Source organism: Ignavibacterium sp. (assembly GCA_032027145.1).
In the GTDB taxonomy this organism is placed as follows: Bacteria; Bacteroidota; Ignavibacteria; order Ignavibacteriales; family Ignavibacteriaceae; genus IGN3.
The window spans coordinates 2,220,880-2,241,297 of the sequence record JAVSMP010000001.1 but is presented as its reverse complement, the minus strand read 5'-3'; the positions used below and the strand labels follow the sequence as shown (position 1 = coordinate 2,241,297).

Annotated in this window: 18 protein-coding genes; 5 read left to right on the top strand and 13 right to left on the bottom strand. The window is 33.3% G+C overall.

Translation table 11 applies throughout. The features are described 5' to 3' along the window. Positions 1 to 38: 38 nt before the first annotated feature. The 5 genes from tig to ROY99_09365 all read left to right on the top strand — a co-directional run bounded on the left by tig (position 39) and on the right by ROY99_09365 (position 6,176). The gene (gene tig, locus ROY99_09385) at positions 39 to 1,355 is read left to right on the top strand and encodes a trigger factor (protein MDT3696593.1); all 1,317 of its coding nucleotides are present in this window, start codon (positions 39 to 41) and stop codon (positions 1,353 to 1,355) included. Next, positions 1,345 to 1,965, top strand: a complete 621-nt coding sequence (clpP, locus tag ROY99_09380) for an ATP-dependent Clp endopeptidase proteolytic subunit ClpP (GenBank protein ID MDT3696592.1) — start codon at positions 1,345 to 1,347, stop codon at positions 1,963 to 1,965. Before tig ends, clpP begins: the two co-directional genes overlap by 11 nt. Positions 1,966 to 2,015: 50 nt before the next feature. Continuing rightward, positions 2,016 to 3,467: a serine hydrolase domain-containing protein gene (locus ROY99_09375; GenBank protein MDT3696591.1), complete on the top strand. Its 1,452-nt coding sequence runs from the start codon at positions 2,016 to 2,018 to the stop codon at positions 3,465 to 3,467. Positions 3,468 to 3,556: 89 nt separating this feature from the next. Beyond that, a complete protein-coding gene (locus tag ROY99_09370) occupies positions 3,557 to 4,657 on the top strand; it encodes a hypothetical protein (GenBank protein MDT3696590.1) in 1,101 nt (366 codons plus the stop codon). Between the two features lie 4 nt (positions 4,658 to 4,661). Continuing rightward, positions 4,662 to 6,176 (top strand): magnesium chelatase, encoded by a 1,515-nt coding sequence (locus tag ROY99_09365; protein MDT3696589.1) that lies wholly within the window; start codon positions 4,662 to 4,664, stop codon positions 6,174 to 6,176. Between the two features lie 45 nt (positions 6,177 to 6,221). Here ROY99_09365 and ROY99_09360 read toward each other — a convergent pair whose 3' ends face one another. Genes ROY99_09360 through ROY99_09300 form a run of 13 tightly spaced genes read right to left on the bottom strand, consistent with a single transcriptional unit; the run spans position 6,222 to position 20,417 of the window. Further along, on the bottom strand, positions 6,222 to 7,544 hold the full coding sequence (locus tag ROY99_09360) for a c-type cytochrome (protein ID MDT3696588.1): 1,323 nt from the start codon (positions 7,542 to 7,544) through the stop codon (positions 6,222 to 6,224). Positions 7,545 to 7,561: 17 nt separating this feature from the next. Next, positions 7,562 to 8,425: a protoheme IX farnesyltransferase gene (locus tag ROY99_09355; protein ID MDT3696587.1), complete on the bottom strand. Its 864-nt coding sequence runs from the start codon at positions 8,423 to 8,425 to the stop codon at positions 7,562 to 7,564. Positions 8,426 to 8,443: 18 nt separating this feature from the next. Further along, a complete protein-coding gene (coxB, locus tag ROY99_09350; GenBank protein MDT3696586.1) occupies positions 8,444 to 9,067 on the bottom strand; it encodes a cytochrome c oxidase subunit II in 624 nt (207 codons plus the stop codon). A gap of 2 nt (positions 9,068 to 9,069) precedes the next feature. Beyond that, a complete protein-coding gene (locus tag ROY99_09345; protein ID MDT3696585.1) occupies positions 9,070 to 9,375 on the bottom strand; it encodes a cytochrome C oxidase subunit IV family protein in 306 nt (101 codons plus the stop codon). Positions 9,376 to 9,393: 18 nt separating this feature from the next. After that, complete coding sequence (locus tag ROY99_09340) at positions 9,394 to 10,014, bottom strand: cytochrome c oxidase subunit 3 family protein (protein ID MDT3696584.1); 621 nt, start codon at positions 10,012 to 10,014, stop codon at positions 9,394 to 9,396. Continuing rightward, a complete protein-coding gene (locus ROY99_09335; GenBank protein MDT3696583.1) occupies positions 10,011 to 11,672 on the bottom strand; it encodes a cbb3-type cytochrome c oxidase subunit I in 1,662 nt (553 codons plus the stop codon). The genes ROY99_09340 and ROY99_09335 overlap by 4 nt, the downstream gene beginning before the upstream one ends. An 8-nt stretch (positions 11,673 to 11,680) precedes the next feature. Then, positions 11,681 to 12,436 carry an SCO family protein gene (locus ROY99_09330; protein ID MDT3696582.1) on the bottom strand — a complete coding sequence of 252 codons (756 nt, stop codon included), beginning with the start codon at positions 12,434 to 12,436 and terminating at the stop codon, positions 11,681 to 11,683. A 49-nt stretch (positions 12,437 to 12,485) separates the two neighbouring features. Beyond that, positions 12,486 to 13,418, bottom strand: coding sequence for a cytochrome c (locus ROY99_09325; GenBank protein ID MDT3696581.1), 933 nt, complete (start codon positions 13,416 to 13,418; stop codon positions 12,486 to 12,488). A gap of 25 nt (positions 13,419 to 13,443) precedes the next feature. After that, a complete protein-coding gene (locus ROY99_09320) occupies positions 13,444 to 14,634 on the bottom strand; it encodes a quinol:cytochrome C oxidoreductase (GenBank protein ID MDT3696580.1) in 1,191 nt (396 codons plus the stop codon). Beyond that, positions 14,621 to 15,787 carry a quinol:electron acceptor oxidoreductase subunit ActD gene (locus ROY99_09315; protein ID MDT3696579.1) on the bottom strand — a complete coding sequence of 389 codons (1,167 nt, stop codon included), beginning with the start codon at positions 15,785 to 15,787 and terminating at the stop codon, positions 14,621 to 14,623. Before ROY99_09315 ends, ROY99_09320 begins: the two co-directional genes overlap by 14 nt. Further along, positions 15,780 to 17,156: an NrfD/PsrC family molybdoenzyme membrane anchor subunit gene (gene nrfD / locus ROY99_09310; protein ID MDT3696578.1), complete on the bottom strand. Its 1,377-nt coding sequence runs from the start codon at positions 17,154 to 17,156 to the stop codon at positions 15,780 to 15,782. The genes ROY99_09315 and nrfD overlap by 8 nt, the downstream gene beginning before the upstream one ends. Continuing rightward, entirely contained in the window at positions 17,156 to 20,248 is a 3,093-nt protein-coding gene (locus tag ROY99_09305) for a TAT-variant-translocated molybdopterin oxidoreductase (protein MDT3696577.1), read from the bottom strand. Before ROY99_09305 ends, nrfD begins: the two co-directional genes overlap by 1 nt. Then, positions 20,241 to 20,417, bottom strand: coding sequence for a hypothetical protein (locus ROY99_09300; GenBank protein MDT3696576.1), 177 nt, complete (start codon positions 20,415 to 20,417; stop codon positions 20,241 to 20,243). The genes ROY99_09305 and ROY99_09300 overlap by 8 nt, the downstream gene beginning before the upstream one ends. Between the last annotated feature and the right edge of the window lies 1 nt (position 20,418).

Sequence of the window (20,418 nt, the reverse complement as noted above, 5' to 3'; positions counted from 1 at the left end):
ATCAATTCATTTATTATTTTTTTAAGGTTATTGTTATTATGGAATTTAATGTTGTTGATTTAAACTCTTCAGAAAAAGAAGTTGAAATAAAACTTCAGTACGATGAAATCAAAAAAGATATCGAAGAAGAAGTTAAGAAGCAGACTAAAAAAATTCAGATTCCGGGATTCAGAAAAGGAAAAGCTCCGCTTTCTATGCTGAAGAAAATGTACGGCGATGCTTTTGAATACGAAGCTTCTGAAAAAATTGCTAATTCTTTTTTTTGGAAAATCGCAGATGAAAAACAATTGAAGCCAATCGGTCAGCCAGCTATGACAGATCTTAAATTTGAACCTGAAAAAGATCTTTCATTCAAAGTTAAATTTGAAACTATTCCAATTTTAAATGTTAAAGACTATAAAAATTTATCCTTCGAGATTCCTGAATTAATTGCAAGTGATTCCGAGATCCAAAAAGAAATTGACTATTTCTTAAAGACAAATAAAAAGTTAGAGGATGCTGAGCTAATAACTGATAATCAATTTATAATTGATGCTGAAGTTCTGTTGATTAAAAAAAATGACGAAATAATTCAGGATACAAAACCAGAGAAAATGCAGATAGATTTGACTGCTGATGGCATTTCTAAAGAAATAGTAGTTAACTCTAAAAATAAAAAAGTTGGTGAGTCATTTAACTTTGTATTTAAAGATGAGCACACACATAAACATGATGACGGTACTGAAGAAGTGCATAAAGAAGAATATTACTATGATGTAAAGATTCTTGGATTAAAGAAAATTATTTATCCGGAATTGGATGAAGAACTGATAAAAAAGATGAGCCGCAATAAAGTTACTAATGAGTCTGATTTACGCGAGGAAATTAGAAAAGATATCCAATCATATTATGATAATCAGACAGAGGAAATGATCAGAATTAAACTGATCAGCGAAATTCTGAAGAACAACGAATTTATTCCACCTCGTTCGCTTGTTAATAATATTCTTAACGAATATGTTAAAAATGAAGAAGAGCAGGCAAAAAGAAATAAATATTCTTTTAATAAAGAAGAAGCAAAAAAGAGATTAGAAAAATCAGCGGAGACTGAAGTAAAATGGTATCTGGTTAAAAACGAAATTCAAAAAGCAGAGAATATATTATTAACAGATCAGGACTACAAAGATTTAGCTGAGTCAGAATCAGTAAAAACTGGTCTGCCTGTCGAAAAGCTGATTAACTATTATAAATCATCAAATCAAGGCGAACGTATATTGGATAAAAAATTATTTGATTTTCTTAAATCAAACAATACAATTGTAAAAGTTGATGCTGATAAACTCAAATCAAAACAAGAGGTAACAGATGAAAAATAATATTGAAATTTTTAACCAGTTAGTACCTTATGTAATTGAACAGACCGGACGCGGTGAACGAGGAATGGATATCTATTCGCGTTTGCTCAGAGAAAGAATTGTATTTTTAGGAACAGCAATTGATGATCACATTGCCAGTTTAACTATTGCGCAATTAATTTTCCTTGAAGCTGAAGACAGTGAGAAAGATATTCAGATGTACATTAATTCACCCGGCGGAAGTGTTTCAGCTGGACTGGCAATTTATGATACTATGAAATATATAAAACCTGATGTTGCAACTATTTGTGTGGGAATGGCTGCGAGTATGGGCGCAATACTTTTAGCCGGAGGAGCATCCGGAAAAAGATCCTCACTTCCACATTCTAAAATTATGATTCATCAACCATGGACACAAGGAATCGGCGGACAGGTTACTGATGTTGAAATTCATGCAAAAGAAATGATCAAAACCCGTGATACTTTGTATAAAATATTAGCTGAGCATACTTCAAAATCAATTGAACAGATTACAAAAGACTGTGACAGAGATTATTTCTTATCTTCTGAAGAAGCAAAACAATATAAGCTGATTGATAACATTATTGAAAAAAGGGTAACTATTAAATAGGATTTATAAAGCTGTCCTTTGACAGCTTTTTTTTTACTGAATACCGTGTAATGAAAGATAAAATAATTATAAATATTCTCTTGTTTATCGTTTTTGTTTTTGTTCCTTATCAGACAAATGCACAGCAGACGTTAAACAAATATTTAGACGAATATTTATCAAACTATATAAAAACAAAACAGGTACCTTCTATCTCAGCAGGCTTGTTAGTTAATAATGAAATTAAATGGGTTAACAGCATCGGTTATTCTGACATCGAAAATAATGTTGCTGTATCAGATAAATCATTATTCAGGATTGCTTCGATATCAAAACCAATTACCGCTATTGCTATTATGCAGCTATGGGAAAAAGGTATTCTTAATCTTGATATAGATATCAGAAAATACATTCCTTACTTTCCTGAAAAAAAATATAAGTTTACTATCAGACAATTATTAAATCATACTGCCGGAATACGAAATTATAAAGAGGGTGAATTTGATAGTAAAAAACTTTATCTGACAACAAAAGATGCATTAAAGGTTTTTGAGTACGACTCATTAATGTTTGAACCTGGAACAAAATATTTATACACATCATTAGGCTATAATATTCTTGCTGCAATTATTGAAGAGGTAACTAAAAAACCGTTTGATAATTACGTTACTGAAACAGTTCTTAAAACATCCGGAATGTCAATAACCAGAGCTGATAAACAGCGAGAAATAATTCCGTTTAGAGCGCGGGGATATGAGAAAAATGTTGATTACAATTTTATTAATGCTCCGCTGGCTGATTTAAGTATAAAGGTTGCTGGTGGTGGATTTTTATCCAACTCAAAAGATCTGTTGCTCTTTGCAAAGGCTTTACTCGAAAATAAATTAGTTGATGAAAATACTTTAAGGGTAATGACTAAAAGAACACGATTAAAAAACGGAACTTATATTGACTATGGACTTGGATTTTCTCTTGATGTTGAGAATGATACTTTGAAATATTTTGGTCATGCAGGTGCTGGAACAGGATTCAGCGGTTCAATGATTATTTCTCCGAGTAAAAAAATTGCAGCAGTATATTTAACTAATATCAGAGATATAAATTTAGGAGAGCCGGCAAAGGATATTCTGAGTTTTTATTCAACCGGAATTCAACCTGTAATTACTCAAACAATTTCACAAGAATTAATGAAAATATATAAAACAGGCGGGATTGACTCAACGATTTCAAAGCTATCTTTTATTTATAAATATCAAAAAGAACTATTTAATTTTGACGAAGATGGGTTAACTGTTTTTTCTAAGAATTTGTTAGAATTAAATAAATCATCTGATGCGATTATTTATCTTAAGGAACTTGTAAAACTGTTTCCCAAATCATTTAAAGTTATGAGTATCTTAGGAGATGCATATCTGATTGACAAAAATGAAGGTATGGCACTTCGATATTACAGAAATGCCTCACAATTAAATAACTCCGACAAAAGAATCAACGACCTGATAAAAAAACTAAGCAAGAAATAATTCCCTTTCCTATTTTATAAAATATTGTTATTTAGAACTTAATTATTAAGAATACTCAATTATTTGATTATAGGTGATTAGGTACGCTTATGCTCGGCTACAGATTTACAAAATTTGATCCTTCAAAAGAAAAAGTTAAATCAACTTTTGATAATCTTCTAAATATTTTTCTTCAATTACTTACTATTTCATCGGGTGATGTAGATGAAGCACTTAACTGGATGAATGATATAGACAGAAGATATCAGATAACTGACAATAATTATGGAATGGCTGATTTTATTGAAGATCTTAAAAATCAAAACTTCATTAAACAAGATGATAAAACATTAGAGTTTATTCCCACAAATAAATCAGAAAGAACTATCAGAAAGCGATCTCTGGAAGAGATTTTTGGAAAATTAAAAAAGAATTTAACAGGTAACCACAAAACCTTTTTAGCCGGTCAGGGTGATGAACAAACATCTGAGAAAAGACAATATATGTTTGGTGATCTGCCTGAGCAGATTGATATAACTGATTCTATAAGAAAAGCTCAAATAAATCATGGTATTGAAGAATTCAGTTTAACAGAAGATGATCTTGAAGTTGAAGAAAGAGATTATAAAACCTTAACTTCAACCGTTCTGATGATAGATATTTCTCATTCAATGATACTATATGGCGAAGATCGCATTACACCTGCCAAAAAAGTTGCAATGGCTTTATCTGAATTAATAACTACAAAATATCCTAAAGATACTCTTGATATAATTGTATTCGGAAATGATGCCTGGGAAATTTCAATAAGAGATCTGCCCTATCTTGAAGTTGGACCTTATCACACCAATACTGTTGCAGGGCTTGAATTAGCAGGCGATATATTAAGGCGAAGAAAAACCAACAACAAACAAATATTTATGATTACAGATGGTAAGCCAACTTGCTTAAAAGAAGGAATCAGATATTACAAAAATAGTTTTGGTCTTGATAGAAAAATTTTGAACCGGACTTTAGATCAGGCAGCAAAATTCAGAAGAGCTGGAATAGCTATTACTACCTTTATGATTGCACGCGATCCTTATTTGCAGCAATTTGTAAGAGAATTTACAAAGACAAACAATGGGCGTGCTTTTTACAGCAGCTTATCAGGATTAGGAGATTTTATTTTTGAAGATTACATAAGAAACAGAAAAAAGAGAGTAAGGTGATTGTATGAATGTTAACCAGATTAAAAATTTAGCTGAACTGAAAAAAAGTGGTTATAAGCCGCTTTCAATCAAGGATGAGATGCGTAAAAATATGATAGCATCACTCAAGAATAATTCAAATCCATTTGAAGGGATATTCGGCTATGATGAAACTGTTCTGCCTGAACTGCAAACTGCAATTCTTTCAAGACATAATATTCTTTTGCTTGGATTAAGAGGACAGGCTAAGACAAGAATTGCAAGATTATTAGTTAATCTTCTTGATGAATACATTCCGATTATCGAAGGAAGTGATTTAAATGAAGATCCATTAAATCCAATAACTTATCAATCAAAATTAAAAGTGAAAGAAATGGGTGATGATCTTCCGATTACCTGGCTTCACAAGTCTTTCAGATATACAGAAAAGCTTGCAACACCTGATGTTACTGTGTCTGATTTAATTGGTGATGTTGATCCGATTAAAGCAGCAAATTTGAAATTACCTTATTCGGATGAAAGAGTTATACATTTTGGATTAATTCCAAGATCACATCGTTCAATATTTGTTATAAATGAATTACCTGATTTACAGGCAAGGATACAGGTTTCATTATTTAATATACTTCAGGAAAACGATATTCAGATCAGAGGATTCAAATTACGACTTCCACTTGATATTGAATTTATATTCACTGCAAATCCGGAGGACTATACAAACCGAGGAGCTATTGTTACTCCGCTCAAAGACAGGATTGACAGCCAGATAATTACTCATTATCCAAAATCAATTTCAATATCACAAAATATAACTGAACAAGAAGCAAATTTAGCAGAAGAGCAAAGTGATCATGTTATCGTTTATCCGCTCTTAAAAGAACTAATTGAACAGATAGCTGTTGAAGCAAGAAAAAGTGAATACGTGGATGAAAAAAGCGGTGTATCAGCAAGATTAACAATTTCTGCTTATGAAAATTTAATCAGTTATGCTGAAAGAAGAAGAATCATTAATTCAGAAAAAGTTGTTTATGCCAGAATATCTGATCTGGCTGGAGTGATTCCAACTATTACAGGTAAAGTAGAACTTGTTTACGAAGGTGAACAGGAAGGTCCCGTTAAAGTAGCGAATATTCTGATCAATAAAGCAATTAAAACAATTTTCGAAAAGTATTTTCCAAATCCCGAAATATTAAAGAAGAAACAGGGCAAAGATCCTTACTCCGAAATTGTTAATTGGTTCTCGAAAAATAATCAGATAGATATACTTTTTAATGCAACTAATGAAGAATATAAATCAATTCTAATGAAAATTCCTGGACTTAAATCTGTATTAAACAAGTATCAGGCAGATGCTGATGAAAAGCTTTCGTTACTTTTCATGGAATTTATTCTTCACGGTTTAGCTGAATACTCTATGCTTAGTAAATTCGGAATTCAGTCAGGTCTTCAGTTTAAAGATATGTTAAACAGTATGTTTACAATCAATAAGACTGATAAGTATGAAGATCAAATTAACGATGAGGATTCAGATTTATATTAAAAAGTAAAAGGTGAAATAATCATCATCTTGCTTTAATACTACCGGCTACTTTTTTTGTCTGTGATATTCGTCCAATAAATATTTAACTACTGCATCTACTTCCTTAGGAGTTAACCCTGGATTAGGCATTGGCGGGTAAGCAGGATCTATTTTTACAGGATTTTTGATAAATGCAATTAGCTGAGCTTTTTTACCATCATATTTTGGAAGCACATCAAAATGAGCCGGTCCAACAAACTTTTGATCAAACTTATGGCAGCTTGCACATCTTACATCATAAATTTCTTTACCATTCAACTCAGCAATTTTCCCCTCTCCTTTTAATTCGGAGAACACTCGATTGTATTCTGTACTAAGAACTAATGAATGACCTACAGTTGCATTAGTCATTGCTTTTTGATCTTTGATGATTAAAGCTGCTAAACCAAAAATTAAAACGATAAATATAACTGATCCAAATTTGTATTCGTTCTTACTTGAGATCAAATAGAATAAATGATAAGCAAGAAATATTAAAACAATACTGATAACTGAATAGATAAATATTGAACCAGATAATGCTGTTTCTGAAAAGGAAAATAAGTTAATTGCAATTAAAACTGGTAGTGGAATAGAAGCCCTTAATCCGGCTTTTGAACAAATATCCTTTACGAATTTTGTATAATCGGAATGGACTGTTTCTTTCTCTCTTTTCCAATATAAATGGATAAATAAAAAAGCAGCGTTACTTAAAGCTAAAGCAAAAGTCAGGAAGATCAATAAGTTTAATAAAACTCCAGGTGCAGCAATTGAGGTGATAATCCCTGGAAAGCTCCAGGTTAAAAAGTTTGTTGCTGATGTTATTGCAGCTGTATAAAACCATATACCTATAAACAAAAATATTAAACCGATTTTACCATAATTGGATCTTAGATAAAAAGAACTTGATTCAAATCTACTGTTTTCTTCTTTTGTATTATCAAAATCAGTTATCTTGATTGAGACCAACCAATGTCTATAAGCATAAATCAAAATTAATGCAGTTAAAACAAAAATAAATGAGAGAGCAAGGTAGCTAACAGTTTGTATCCTTGCGGTATGAAGCAATTGAGCAACTATTATAATTGCAGTTAACAATGGAACTAACCCAAGTATTATACCAGCGAAAGGATTAATCGTCAGATATTCAATTAACTCAATAGAATATTTTTTATAAAAAGGAAGTTTTGTTTTTTTAAATCTATTAAGGAAGTAGATAGAGGTAAATGTTCCTCCAAACACAACACTTATAAATGGTACAAAAAGAGCAAGAACAAGTGTAAGTATATAATGAAGAAGTCCAATATGTTCAGCAGATTGCGGTAAAACTAATTTATCTAAAATTTCCATACGTATTTATTTTTTAATTAAGATAGAAGTTTATCAATTGAAACCATCAGCACAACAAATAATGCAAAATAGTTAATGCCCTTAAAGGCAAATTTATAAGATGTTCTCTCAACAGTACTTCTGATAAGACTGATAGATTTATAACCAAGCCAGATTGCAGCAAGTAACAGGCTTAAATTTATGTAACCATTCTGAGATATCTGAAATAATGGTAAAAGTAAACCGGTTACTGCAGTTGCAATTATCCAGATAAATGTAATTCTTCCTAACTGCTGTTGATTGAAAATCTGTGTTAAAGTTGGAAAGCCGGCTTTCTGATAATCTTTATCAAGCAGTAAAAGAAGCAGCCAGAAATGCGGTATTTGCCATATAAAGAAAAATATAGCTATTAATAAAATCTGTGGATTAAAAATATCCCCTCCAGCTGATACCCATCCAACCATCGGAGGCAATGCACCTACAATTGATCCGGGGATTATTGCAAACGGAGTTTTTTTCTTCAGTGGTGTATAGATTGCGTTGTACCAAATCAGATTAAGTATTCCAAGTAACAAGGCTAACAGATTACCGCCGTAAAATAACATAACAGAACCGCTGACGGCAAGAAACACAGCCATGAAAAGCACTGTTGATGCTTTTATCTTTCCGGAAGGAATAGGTCTCTTCTTTGTTCTTTCCATCAGCTGGTCTGTATTCCGTTCCTGATAATGATTTATTGCTGCCGATCCACAAGCTAAAAACAGGATACCAATTGTAGGCAGGATCATCTTAGAATTGATAACACCTGAATAAGCAATATAACCGAAAGCAGTTGTAACAGTAACGAAAACAGTGATGCTTAGCTTTGTAAGCTCTGTTATTATTTTAATTTGACTTAACAATTTATGTTTGAGACAGTTTTATTTTTTCGGCTCAGTATCAAAACTTCCGTATAACCAATCGCTAAAATCATCTTCAGATACAACTTTAATTTTGTTGTACATATAAGAATGATTTAATCCGCAATATTCTGCACAGGCAATATCATAATCACCAATTTCGGTAGCTTCAAACCAAACAACTCTGTTTTGTTTAGGAAAGACATCTTTCTTAATTCTAAACGCCGGGATATAAAAGGCATGAACAACATCCATAGATTGCAAATTCAATACAATTGGTTTATCAACCGGAACGTATAACGAATCAGCAATTTTTCCATTAGCATATTTAAAACTCCATCTCCACATTTGTGCAGTTACATCAACAGTCATAGCATTTTCCGGAATATCAGACATTGCTGAATAACCAGTCCAGCCCCACCAAAACATAATAAGCACAAGTATAGTTGGTATTAAAGTCCAGGTTATTTCAAGTTTAGTACTTCCATGATAATTAGTTGCTTTAGGGTTTCTCTTTCGATTGTATTTTATAACAAAATAAATCATCAATCCTGTTATCAGGACCAGAAAGAACACTGAAACAATAAGTGTAAACAGAAAAAGTGAATCTACATCATGCGCAAAATTGGATGCACCATTAAACATATTTAATTCCTTACAATAAAAGAATAATCAGCAAATAATAAAATGAATGAAACTATAAGAAAAATCAGAGCAACACCAACAAACACTCTGAATATTTTGCTTTCGCTTTTTAAATGCATAAATATTGTTAATACCAAATAAGCTTTAACAGATGCAATAATCAAAGCAGTTGCTACTGTTAATCCGCCAAGATTAATACCTGCTACCGCTACTGTTACGGCAGTAAGAGCCATCAAAGCGAGCCATACAAGAATATAATTGCCATAGCTGTGTGAATTATCCGAATATTTTTCTTGTTTTTTTTCCATATCAATCCTTTTTCAATCTTATGTTATCAGATAAAATAACGGGAATAAGAAAATCCAGATTATATCTACCAGATGCCAGTATAACCCGATAGTTTCCAATTTAACATAGCTGTCTGACTTAATTATTCCTTTAGAAGTAAACCTCATCATAATAGCAATTAAGACAATTCCTATAATAACGTGCAACCCATGCAGACCTGTCATTACATAATACAACCCAAAAAATATAATTTCACCGGCAGGTTTTGCTAACAATATATCTGATCCCGGATAAATACCATGACTAAACTTTGCACCCCATTCAAAATATTTATTTACCATAAATCCAAGAGCAAGCACAATAGTAATAAACTGCAAAAAAACAGAAAGTGATTTCTTATTTCTCTGGATTGCAGCAATTGACAATGCCATAGTAAGTGAGCTAGTAAGTAAAATTGCGGTATTAAAAGTTCCTATTATCGTATTAAGCTCTTTTGCCGCAAGATGAAATTCATCCGGATAAGTAAATCTGTAAATAGAATAAAGAATAAACATTCCTCCAAAAAGCAACAGCTCTGTAAAGAGGAACAGCCACATTCCCATTCGTGCACCAACATCATCACGATGGATATAAGTTACAGTATGTTCTTGAAGACTCACTTAACCTCCTGAAATTGTGTTATATCAGTTTCGTTTTGTTTGTATTCATAAGGTGCCTCGTGCACTGTAGGAATTTCTAAAAAGTTTTCATGAATTGGCGGGGTTTCAATAGTCCACTCTAATGTTTCTCCGCCCCAGATATTTTTTTCAGTTACTTTTTTACCGCGTTTCAGCGCAACAATAAAATTAGTAAACATTATTAGTATTCCTAAAATCAATATCCAGGATCCAATTGTTGAGAGTAAGTGATAAATATGGAATTCCGGTAAATAGTCATAATATCTTCTTGGCATACCTAACCATCCCATAATAAACATCGGGAAGTAAAGCAGATTAAATCCGATAAATACTAGCCAGAATGTATTCTTAGCAACTTTAACATTATACATTTTACCGAACATTTTAGGCAGCCAGTAGTGCAATGCTGCAAAAATCCCAAAACCTGCTCCGCCAAACATAACATAATGAAAATGAGCAACTACAAACGAAGTATCATGTACCATAATATCAATAGATAGAACACCGAGCATTACTCCTGTTAGTCCGCCGATAGAAAACTGAAATATAAATGCAAGGACATAAAGCAGCGGCGGAGCTACTTCAATTGAACCCTTATACAAAGTTGCAGTCCAGTTAAAAACTTTTATTGCACTTGGGATAGAAACAATCATTGTTAAAAGTGAAAAGACAAACTGCCCTGTATTGCTCATTCCAGCTGTAAACATATGATGTGCCCAGACTAAAGAACCAAAAAATGCAATAGCTACACTTGATAAGGCAATAAATTTATATCCAAAAATTGTTCTTCTCGCAAACACAGGAATTATTTCTGATACAATACCCATAGCCGGCAAGATCATAATATAAACAGCAGGATGCGAGTAAATCCAAAACAAATGTTGAAATAAAACAGGATCACCGCCAAGTGCGGGATCAAATAATCCGACACTAAATGTTCTTTCGATAATAACTAAAAGCAAAGTAATTCCAATAATTGGAGTAACCAGCACCTGTACCCACGCTGTTGAATAAATAGACCAGACAGATAATGGTGTTTTAAACCAGGTCATTCCCGGTGCTTTTAAACGATGTACTGTGGTAACGAAATTGATTCCGGTTAATATTGAAGAGAAACCCAGTACAAAAGCTGCGAACAATGCATAGATGACATTAGTTCCGGTTCTGACACTGTAAGGGATATAAAAAGTCCAGCCTGTATCTGCAGCGCCGCCAGGAGCAACTATAGAAAGTATAGCAAGCAATCCGCCGATAATATAAAGGTACCACGACAACAAATTAAGTCTTGGAAAAGAAACATCTCTCGCACCAATAAGTATTGGAAGAAAGAAGTTACCAAAAATTGCAGGCACGGCAGGAATCAAAAACAAAAACACCATTATTACTCCATGCAGAGTAAAGAATGCATTGTAAGTCTGTGGATCTACTATTGTTCTTCCAGGAGCAATCAATTCCAATCTTATTAAAAATCCAAATGTAACCCCGACAAGGAAAAAAGAAAGTATAGAAATTAAATATAGTATTCCAATTCTTTTATGGTCAGTAGAAAGTATCCAGCCGAGAAAACCTTTATACTTTCCCTGATAATCCAAATAGCTTGGATGCTTTCCGTTTGTCGGAACTGTTATAGTTTCATTCATCTAAATAACTACCTCGTTTTAGTATCATCTTTTTTTGGTTTAAATTTTAAAAATATTATAAAAACTCCAACTAATAATAAAATCCCGGCACCAAATATTCTTGTAAAATTAAGCACATAAGTCTGCCCTTCAGGACTATAACTAAAACAGAACTGTAAAACTTTTGCAATTGTCGGAGTAACATTACCTTCGGCTGTTTCTGTTACTGCCATTTTAAAATCAAAAGGTAATATTCCGAAGCCGCTTCTTTCAGAAAAACTCGGGAATAAATAACGGCATATTTTTCCTTTATTATCAACAAAAATAAATGCACCTGTATGAAGAAATTCTTTTCCCTGCCTTTTAAAATAAAAACCGGCAGCATCAGTAACCTCTTTAATTGTTAAACTATCTCCGGTTAAGAACTTCCAGCTTTCAGGCGGAATATTTTTATTAACTGCCTTGTAGAATGTTGCTTTTCTTTCAGCGGCATCTTTTGGGGTTTCAAACTGATCCATACTTATTGATACAACATTATAATCAACTCCTGCAACAAGATCAGATTTACCAATAATATCTGATAGCTCCATCAATAACGGACTACAAATTCCAGGACAATTATAATAAACAAATGAAAGAATGGTAGGTTTAGTAAAAAGGTCTTTAAGAATAACCTGTTTTCCATTTTCATCAATAAATGTTTTATCTAATGGAATATACTTACCTAATTTTTCATCTATTCCTATTTCACTATTTTTTTTGTTTGAAAAAACAGATGCCGACACAATTAATATGATAAGGAATATTTTTAGAAACAGTTTCATTTTGCAAAGATTAAATCAGCTTATTCATAAAATCAAACAACACATTCCATTCATTCGCACTCAAGTTATATATAGTTCCGTTAAAACCATTCTGATTAACATTGTTGACTAACAGATTTATAAATGAGTCTTCGCTTTTTTTCCATTCATTATTTATAGTCAGAAACATTAAAACCGTATTTTCATTCTTGACTACTTCATTAAAAATATTATATCCGGCATCACCGCTTAATGAATTTATCTTTTCTGTTAACTTCTTAATATTCTCAATCTTTGTTTGGTTTTCATTTTCTATAATAATTCTTGCGCTATTTACTGGAATCTGTGCTGCTAATTGGACTCCAGCAGATAAATTATAAGTTGCATCAAGCGCTACTAAATCATCTTCAGAATCTGTTTCAGCATCAGGTACAAAAGTCTGTCTGATGTAATGGGCAACTGCAAACTTTTGCTCAGGTAAAAGGAAGTCATAAGCAATCATAGCACTAGGCAATAAACCTTCCTGCAAAGTTTTATATATCTCTGAAAGTTTAGTACCGTTAACCCATTTTTCTTTAGAAAGAAAATCTCTCGGAGGCGGATTCAATCCTGTAGCTGCCGGTCCATCTCCTGCACCTTTATCGCCATGACAAGATGCACAATTTGTTTTATAAATCTTTTCACCTTCAGATAAGAGATTCGGCGATGGTTTAGATATTTCGCTTAGAATAACAGGTGGAACGCTAACGGCTTTTTTTACCGTTAGATCAGTTACTGCAAGTGTTGTATCAGGCAAAACCGGAGGAACAGATTGCCTTGATATATTTTCAAGATTACTTACATAATACAAACCTATTATTACCCCGATTATCAAAACATAAATATAAAGTAAACCAAAACGGGCACCAGGATTAACAAATGCCTGCTCAGTTCTTTTTGTCATTTCTTTTACAACTTCTTTCATATAAAACCTTTTATCTCAATGATTATTAGAGATGAAAATCCATTCCTCTTTTTAATTTTGGATCACCAATTGGTAATAGATTATCTTTTTTATAACTCATTATAAATATCAAAATAATAAACCCGACACCAGCTATAGGAAATACCAAATCAATCCAGCTAAAAGTATATCCATCTTTCATCGAATTCATATTCGGCATTATTAACCAAAACAAATCCACAAAGTGTGCAAACAAAAGCCATATTGAAATAAACTTTAATCTCTTTGGATTCTTCTTTGACGGCTGGGTTAACAAAGCAAAATATGGAACTAAAAACTGAACGAAAATTAAAAGAATTGAAATGTAAGCCCAGCTGCCATTCCATCTGGTTAAATACCAAAAAGATTCCTCAGGAAGATCTGCATACCAGATAAGCAGATACTGTGAAAAAGCTATGTAAGCCCAGAAATTTATAAATGCAAATATCATTGCACCAAGACTAAATAGATGATCATCATTCATCCAGGGACTAAAATAGCCTCTCTCTTTCAGCAATATTACAACAAGTGTTATCGCAGCTAATGCAGTTACTACTATTCCTGAAAAGAAGTACACTCCATAAATTGTAGAGAACCAATGCGGTTCAAGACTCATCATAAAATCAATTGCAGTAAAAGTAATACTGATTGCAAATACGGGAATAAATATTGCAGACAGTCTGATATTCTTTGTTGTAAGATTCTGATCTTTTGTTGTATCCTGTTTACGTGAATTTTTTATCATCACCCAATAGAATAACGTCCAAAGACCAATAAATACAAATGTCCTTATCACAAAGAAAGTAATATTTAAATAGGGCGCTTTGCCTTGTAGTATTTTGTCTTCTGCAACTGCTTCTATGTGCGCCCAATGAAACAGATCATGATTAAATACAAGAAGCGGAATTACCAGAATAAATAAAAAGGGTGAAAGTTTGGAAAAGAATTCAGGAATTCTTCTTATTGGAGTACTCCAATCTGCACCGGCAACATACTCAAGTGCAACAAGAAATAATGATCCAATTGCTAAGCTGACTATCATCATATAAGTAACTAAATAGCCAAACAATGCTCTTTCTCTATCGACAAAAAACGCAATTAAAGAAAGAATAACTCCGATAGTTAGCAGAATAAGACCAAACTTTGTAAGACTTGCAGGCAGTTCTTTTTTCTGGTAATGAAAATCAGTTTGCGACATTGTTACCAGCCTCCTTATTCATTTCTGTTAAATCAGCATCGCTTGCATTTTTTGCACGCTGTAATACTCTTATATAATTAACTATAGCCCATCTTTCATCTCTTGTTATTTGAGATTCATAAGAGGGCATTATATTTTGACCATTTGTTATTATATGATAAAACATACCATCACTAAAATCTCTTGCCCTTTGCGAATGCAGTGTAGGCGGATTTGGAAATTGACCATTTAACCGGCTATCTCCATCAGCAAAATAGCCATGGCAAGGCGAACAATAGATATCATACTTTTCTTTTCCTAAAGCAATGTTTTCTTTTGTAGGTAAAAATGGATTTGACAATACTTCTGTTGGATTAACCTGTCCTTTGTAAGGATAAGGAATAAAACCTCTTGCTACAGTTCCGGCAACAGGTTTTCTCATTCCAAAACCGTCAGCAAATAACTCGCTGCCCTTTTGCGGAATAAGCTTATCCTGATCCATCATAAAGGTAAATGGAGTCATAAACATCAACTTATTTAATGAAAAGTATGTTCCACCTGAAACTACCAATGCTATACAGGCTAATAATAAAAGAAACTTAGGCTGAAATATCGGGTAAGTTTCTACGGGTGGATAAAATATAAATTCAATATTCAGCGGGTTTAGTTTTTTAAGAAAGTTTTCAACTTCTGTTTCATTAAACCTATCATCATTTGCTTCAATAGTAATTCCATACTTATCGTTTGATACACTTTTCATATACTGAGTATCATGCAAAGGATGTTTATTATCTGGCAACTGAAAGAAAAGCATAATCATAGCAACTACAGTTGCAACAGTAGCTAACAATACTGTCATTTCAAATGTAACCGGAATAAAAGCTGGCAAAGCAAAATATGGTTTACCGCCAATCACTAACGGATAATCAACAGATAAACTCCAATACATAAAAAGTAATGCAATGGATGCGCCGGCTAATCCCATAACCAAGGTAACAAAACCAAGTTTAGATGGTTTTAACTTCATAGCATCATCCATTCCGTGTACAGGATATGGAGTGTTTACATCAAAATGTGTATAACCTGCACCTGAAACTTTTTTAGCTGCATTTATAATTTCATCAGGAGTATTAAATGTTGCAGCAATACAATATAAATTCTTATCATTATTCATGATGATCACCTCCGTGGTGAGTAGGCTGAGCACCTTCAGCAACAGCTTTTACTTCCGAAATCGAAACTACCGGCAATGCTTTAGTAAATAAAATTACAAGAGTAAAGAACAAACCAAAACTGCCGATCAACAATCCGAAATCATACATTGTAGGTGTAAAGTAAGCCCAGCTTGAAGGCAGGAAATCCCGGTTTAATGATGTTACTGTGATTACAAATCTTTCGAACCACATACCAACATTTACAAAAATTACAATAATCAGCATTAGCGGAACTGACCGTCTGATTTTTCTGAACCAGAAAAGCTGCGGAATTAAAACGTTGCAACTAATCATAATCCAATATGCCCATGCATACGGTCCAAGTGCCCTGGTAAGAAAAAGGAATGATTCTGCCTGAACTCCGCTGTACCAGGCAATAAAGAACTCCATTGAATAAGCATACCCAACCATCATACCGGTTAGTAAAATTACTTTATTCATTTTTTCCAGGTGATCAATTGTTATGATATTTTGCAGATCAAAAATCTTTCTAACAAAAATCAGCACTGTAACCACCATTGCAAATCCGGAAAAAATAGCACCAGCCACAAAGTAAGGAGGAAAAATTGTAGTATGCCAGCCGGGAATTATTGAGACTGCAAAGTCAAAACTAACGATGGTGTGGACTGATAATACAAGTGGTGTTGCAAATCCGGCTAAAAGCATATAAGCTTTTTCGTAATGAGACCAGTGTCTGTTTGAATGTCTCCAGCCAAGTGAAAAGATTGAGTAAATATTTTTTTTGAGTTTTGAGGTTGTTCTATCTCTCATACTTCCAAAATCCGGAATAAGACCTACATACCAGAAAACAAGTGATACAGTAAAATATGTTGTAACAGCAAAGACATCCCACAGCAATGGTGAAGTAAAATTAACCCAAAGACCATGCTGATTTGGATAAGGCAGTAAATAGCCATCCAGCCAGGGTCTGCCTGTGTGTATTGCAGGGAAAATGCCTGCACACATTACAGCAAAAATCGTCATCGCTTCAGCAAATCTGGCGATACCGGTACGCCATTTCTGTCTTAATAGGAATAGTATTGCGGAGATTAAAGTTCCTGCATGACCTATACCAACCCAAAAAACGAAATTAACAATTTCAAAAGCCCAGCCAACTGGCTGGTTATTTCCCCACAGCCCGGTTCCATAATAGAAAGTAAGACCGAGAGAAACAGCTCCGATAAGCAGAGCAGTAACAGCTATTGAAAGCGCAATATAATATTTACGGTCGGGTTTTGTATCCATAGGTTTTGCAATCAGCTCTTCTATCTGAGCTAATTTTAACCTACCGGCAATTAGAGGCGCTTCCTGAGAGTAATCAATATTCACTAAACTTCCTCCGAATGAATATTTCTAAGTTTTGCAATGTAAGTTACATTCGGCTTGACGTTAAGCTCTTCAAGAACATAATATCCAAGCTCGTGATTTCTATATTTATTAAATTCTGATTCTTTATCGTTTATATCGCCAAAATAAATTGCGTTTGAACCGCAGGAATCCTGACAGGCAGTTGTTACATCTGAACCTTTAAGATTTCTTTTCTGATATGTAGCATCAGCCTTTGCTTCTGATATTCTTTGAACACAGAAAGTACACTTCTCCATTACACCGCGTGACCTGACTGTAACTTCAGGATTATGCATCAATGCTAAAATCGGATTCTCCTGATAACTATCTCTGAAGTGATCTCTGAAATTATAGAAGTTAAATCTTCTAACTTTATAGGGACAGTTGTTCGAACAATACCGGGTACCAACACATCTGTTGTAAGTCATTTGATTTAATCCATCAGGACTGTGGGTTGTTGCGACAACAGGACAGACATTTTCACAAGGTGCCTGATCACAATGCTGACATAACATTGGTTGTACGCTTACTTTGGGATTATCAGGACTGCCTGAGTAATATCGATCAATCCTTAACCATTGCATTTCCCTGCTTTTCAACACTTGATCTTTACCAACAACCGGAATGTTATTTTCAACATCGCAAGCTACGACACAATCTCCACAGCCAGTGCATTTATTTAAATCGATTGCCATACCCCATTTTACGCCATTATATGGATATGGATTTGAAACACTTGGCAAATGTTCTGCATTATTTTCTTTTATAAATGAAGGATTCTTTAAATACTGAGATACAGTGCCTTCCTGAATTATTTTTCTGATTATATGTAAATCCTGAACTAAAGGATCATCAAAAGCGTGATGTTCCTGTGTAGTTGCCAGTAAATACTTATCACCTGTTTTAGTAATTTTAGCATTACTATAAATCCATGGTGATAAATCAGATTTAACCGAAAGAAGTGAATTTACATTGAAGCCAACACCGGTAGCAACAATACCCGAATTTATTCTGCCGTATCCGCTTTCTACAACAATCACATTATCTGCTGTTCCAGCTTGCATAAAAACAGGTAATACCAGTTTTCTATTTTCAATATTTACTTCTATCAAATCATTATCTACTAATCCAAAATCTTTACAGGTCTTTTCTGATAGTGCTGCATAATTATCCCAAGTTGTCTTTGAAACCGGATGAGGTAACTCCTGGAGCCATCCATTATGAGCATATCTGCCATCACCAAGCGAATAATTTTCTTTAATAACAAGTGTCAGACTTTCAGATTTTTTTTGTCCTTTTTGTGGTAAGTCAAGAGTTACTGAATTAGTTGCACCAGGCTCTATTGCTGTAGAATTTGTTTTAACAATTCCATCGTGCAAAGCACCAAGCCAGAATTTTTCAAAATTTATTTTAGAGTTAAGAGTTGGATAAATATTTTTTTCCCAGTTATTCTTCAGATAACTAAGATATAAATACTCTGTAAAACTATCTGACTTACCTGATATCCATGTTAAAAATATTGATTCTTTTTGTCTTGTTTTATGAATTGGTGAAATAACCGGCTGTTGTAATGAAATAACATTGGTCCTTACTTGTGCATCTCCCCAGCTTTCAAAGTTATGATTAAGCGGAAGTGTAAAATTTGTAACCGATGATGTTTCATTAAATCTTTCTGCAAGAGATATACTTAAAGGCACCTTAGAAAGAGCTTTCTCAAAGCCAAGATCATCTGCAAAATGGTAAACCGGATTGCAGTCAATATTTATGACTACTGCCACCGAACCTGAATTCATTTTTTGAACTAATGTTTCAAACTCTTCTACGGTTGAATGTTCAACAATAGACACTGATGATGTATCTGTTCTGTATAAACTTTTATTACCTAAAGCATCATTTAAAAGATTAACAGCTATATGAACATTTTCCGGCAGTGAATTACCTGCGGTAATAATTGATTTACCTTTATTAGCAATAAGATCTGAAACAAGGTGATCTAAAATCTTTGAATCAAGATTATATTTTTTTGCAAAACTACTAAGATCATAATCTGAAATATTAATTACTGAAGTAATGCTCCCCTTTTTAACTATTTCATTAGTTAAACTTAATACAAATTCCAGCTGTGCTGCCGGATCAATGCGTAATCTATAGTCAGAATTAATCCCGGTAATCGTTAAACCGCTATCAACACAATAAAGCCTGGTAAATTTTTTATTATCAACATCTCTGTTTTGCGAATACATTCTGGAGTTTTCAACTTTGTTTCCTTCAGTGCCTAAAAAATCCGATTCAAGCGAAAGAATTATTTTAGCTTCATCCCATTTTAATAACGGAAAATTTCCTGAACCGTATATTTTTCTCCATGCTGAATTCTTGATCGAGTCATTAAATAATTCGTAACTGTAAAGTTTAGCTGAAGGATATTTAGCTTTAAAATCTTCAATAACTTTAAGCATTGTAGGCGAAACGATGGTATGAGAAATGAGTGCTATTTCACCTTTGTCTGCTAATCCAAGCGCCGTTATTATTTCATTATCTGCATCTTTCCAGCTAACTTCATTAAAAGATGAGTTTGTATTTTTTTGTGGTGTTTTAATTCTTTCAGGATCATATAAATTTAAAATATTTGCCTGTCCCTTTGCACAAATTTTTCCTTTATTAATTGGATGATCCGGATTGCCGTCAATCTTAATTGGACGACCTTCACGGGTTTTAATTAAAATTCCGCATGCATTTTGGCAAGCCGTACAGGTAGAAGCATAATAATTTGGTTTTCCAACTGTAATCTCTTCAGGTTTTACATTATAAGGAACAATCTCACCTTTATCACGATAATCCGTACAAGATGTACCAGCTAAAGCTGCAGACGCACCTAACAATGCAATAAATTTTCTTCTGGAAATACTTGATAAACCAGAAGGAGAAAAATCATCTGTTACTCCTGCTTTAAATTCATGAGCCTTTGCTTCAATTACTGTTTGGTCATTATATAATGATTCAAAACTCCTCCAATAGTTTGGATGAGGAGTATTATCTTCGTTAGCTGCATTTAAACCATTATTCTGTTCAGACATTCTTACCACCTTTATTTTTTCTACTAACAGTCATAGGATTGATCTTCAACTTTACATTTGAATTTAGTGTTTTAGATTTATCTTTAAAAAATTTAAATGGATATGAATTAAAAAGAGCAAATCCCAATGTGCCAATCGTTAATGATGTAAAAAATTTTTTTCTGTTCATG

Coding starts and splice junctions, on each gene's coding strand:
- ROY99_09320 (MDT3696580.1), bottom strand. CDS start 14,634: ATGTCGCAAACTGATTTTCATTACCAGAAAAAAGAACTGCCTGCAAGT.
- ROY99_09375 (MDT3696591.1), top strand. CDS start 2,016: ATGAAAGATAAAATAATTATAAATATTCTCTTGTTTATCGTTTTTGTT.
- ROY99_09370 (MDT3696590.1), top strand. CDS start 3,557: ATGCTCGGCTACAGATTTACAAAATTTGATCCTTCAAAAGAAAAAGTT.
- ROY99_09345 (MDT3696585.1), bottom strand. CDS start 9,375: ATGGAAAAAAAACAAGAAAAATATTCGGATAATTCACACAGCTATGGC.
- ROY99_09315 (MDT3696579.1), bottom strand. CDS start 15,787: ATGAATAATGATAAGAATTTATATTGTATTGCTGCAACATTTAATACT.
- coxB (MDT3696586.1), bottom strand. CDS start 9,067: ATGTTTAATGGTGCATCCAATTTTGCGCATGATGTAGATTCACTTTTT.
- ROY99_09360 (MDT3696588.1), bottom strand. CDS start 7,544: ATGGAAATTTTAGATAAATTAGTTTTACCGCAATCTGCTGAACATATT.
- clpP (MDT3696592.1), top strand. CDS start 1,345: ATGAAAAATAATATTGAAATTTTTAACCAGTTAGTACCTTATGTAATT.
- ROY99_09335 (MDT3696583.1), bottom strand. CDS start 11,672: ATGAATGAAACTATAACAGTTCCGACAAACGGAAAGCATCCAAGCTAT.
- ROY99_09300 (MDT3696576.1), bottom strand. CDS start 20,417: ATGAACAGAAAAAAATTTTTTACATCATTAACGATTGGCACATTGGGA.
- tig (MDT3696593.1), top strand. CDS start 39: ATGGAATTTAATGTTGTTGATTTAAACTCTTCAGAAAAAGAAGTTGAA.
- ROY99_09365 (MDT3696589.1), top strand. CDS start 4,662: ATGAATGTTAACCAGATTAAAAATTTAGCTGAACTGAAAAAAAGTGGT.
- ROY99_09325 (MDT3696581.1), bottom strand. CDS start 13,418: ATGAAAGAAGTTGTAAAAGAAATGACAAAAAGAACTGAGCAGGCATTT.
- ROY99_09305 (MDT3696577.1), bottom strand. CDS start 20,248: ATGTCTGAACAGAATAATGGTTTAAATGCAGCTAACGAAGATAATACT.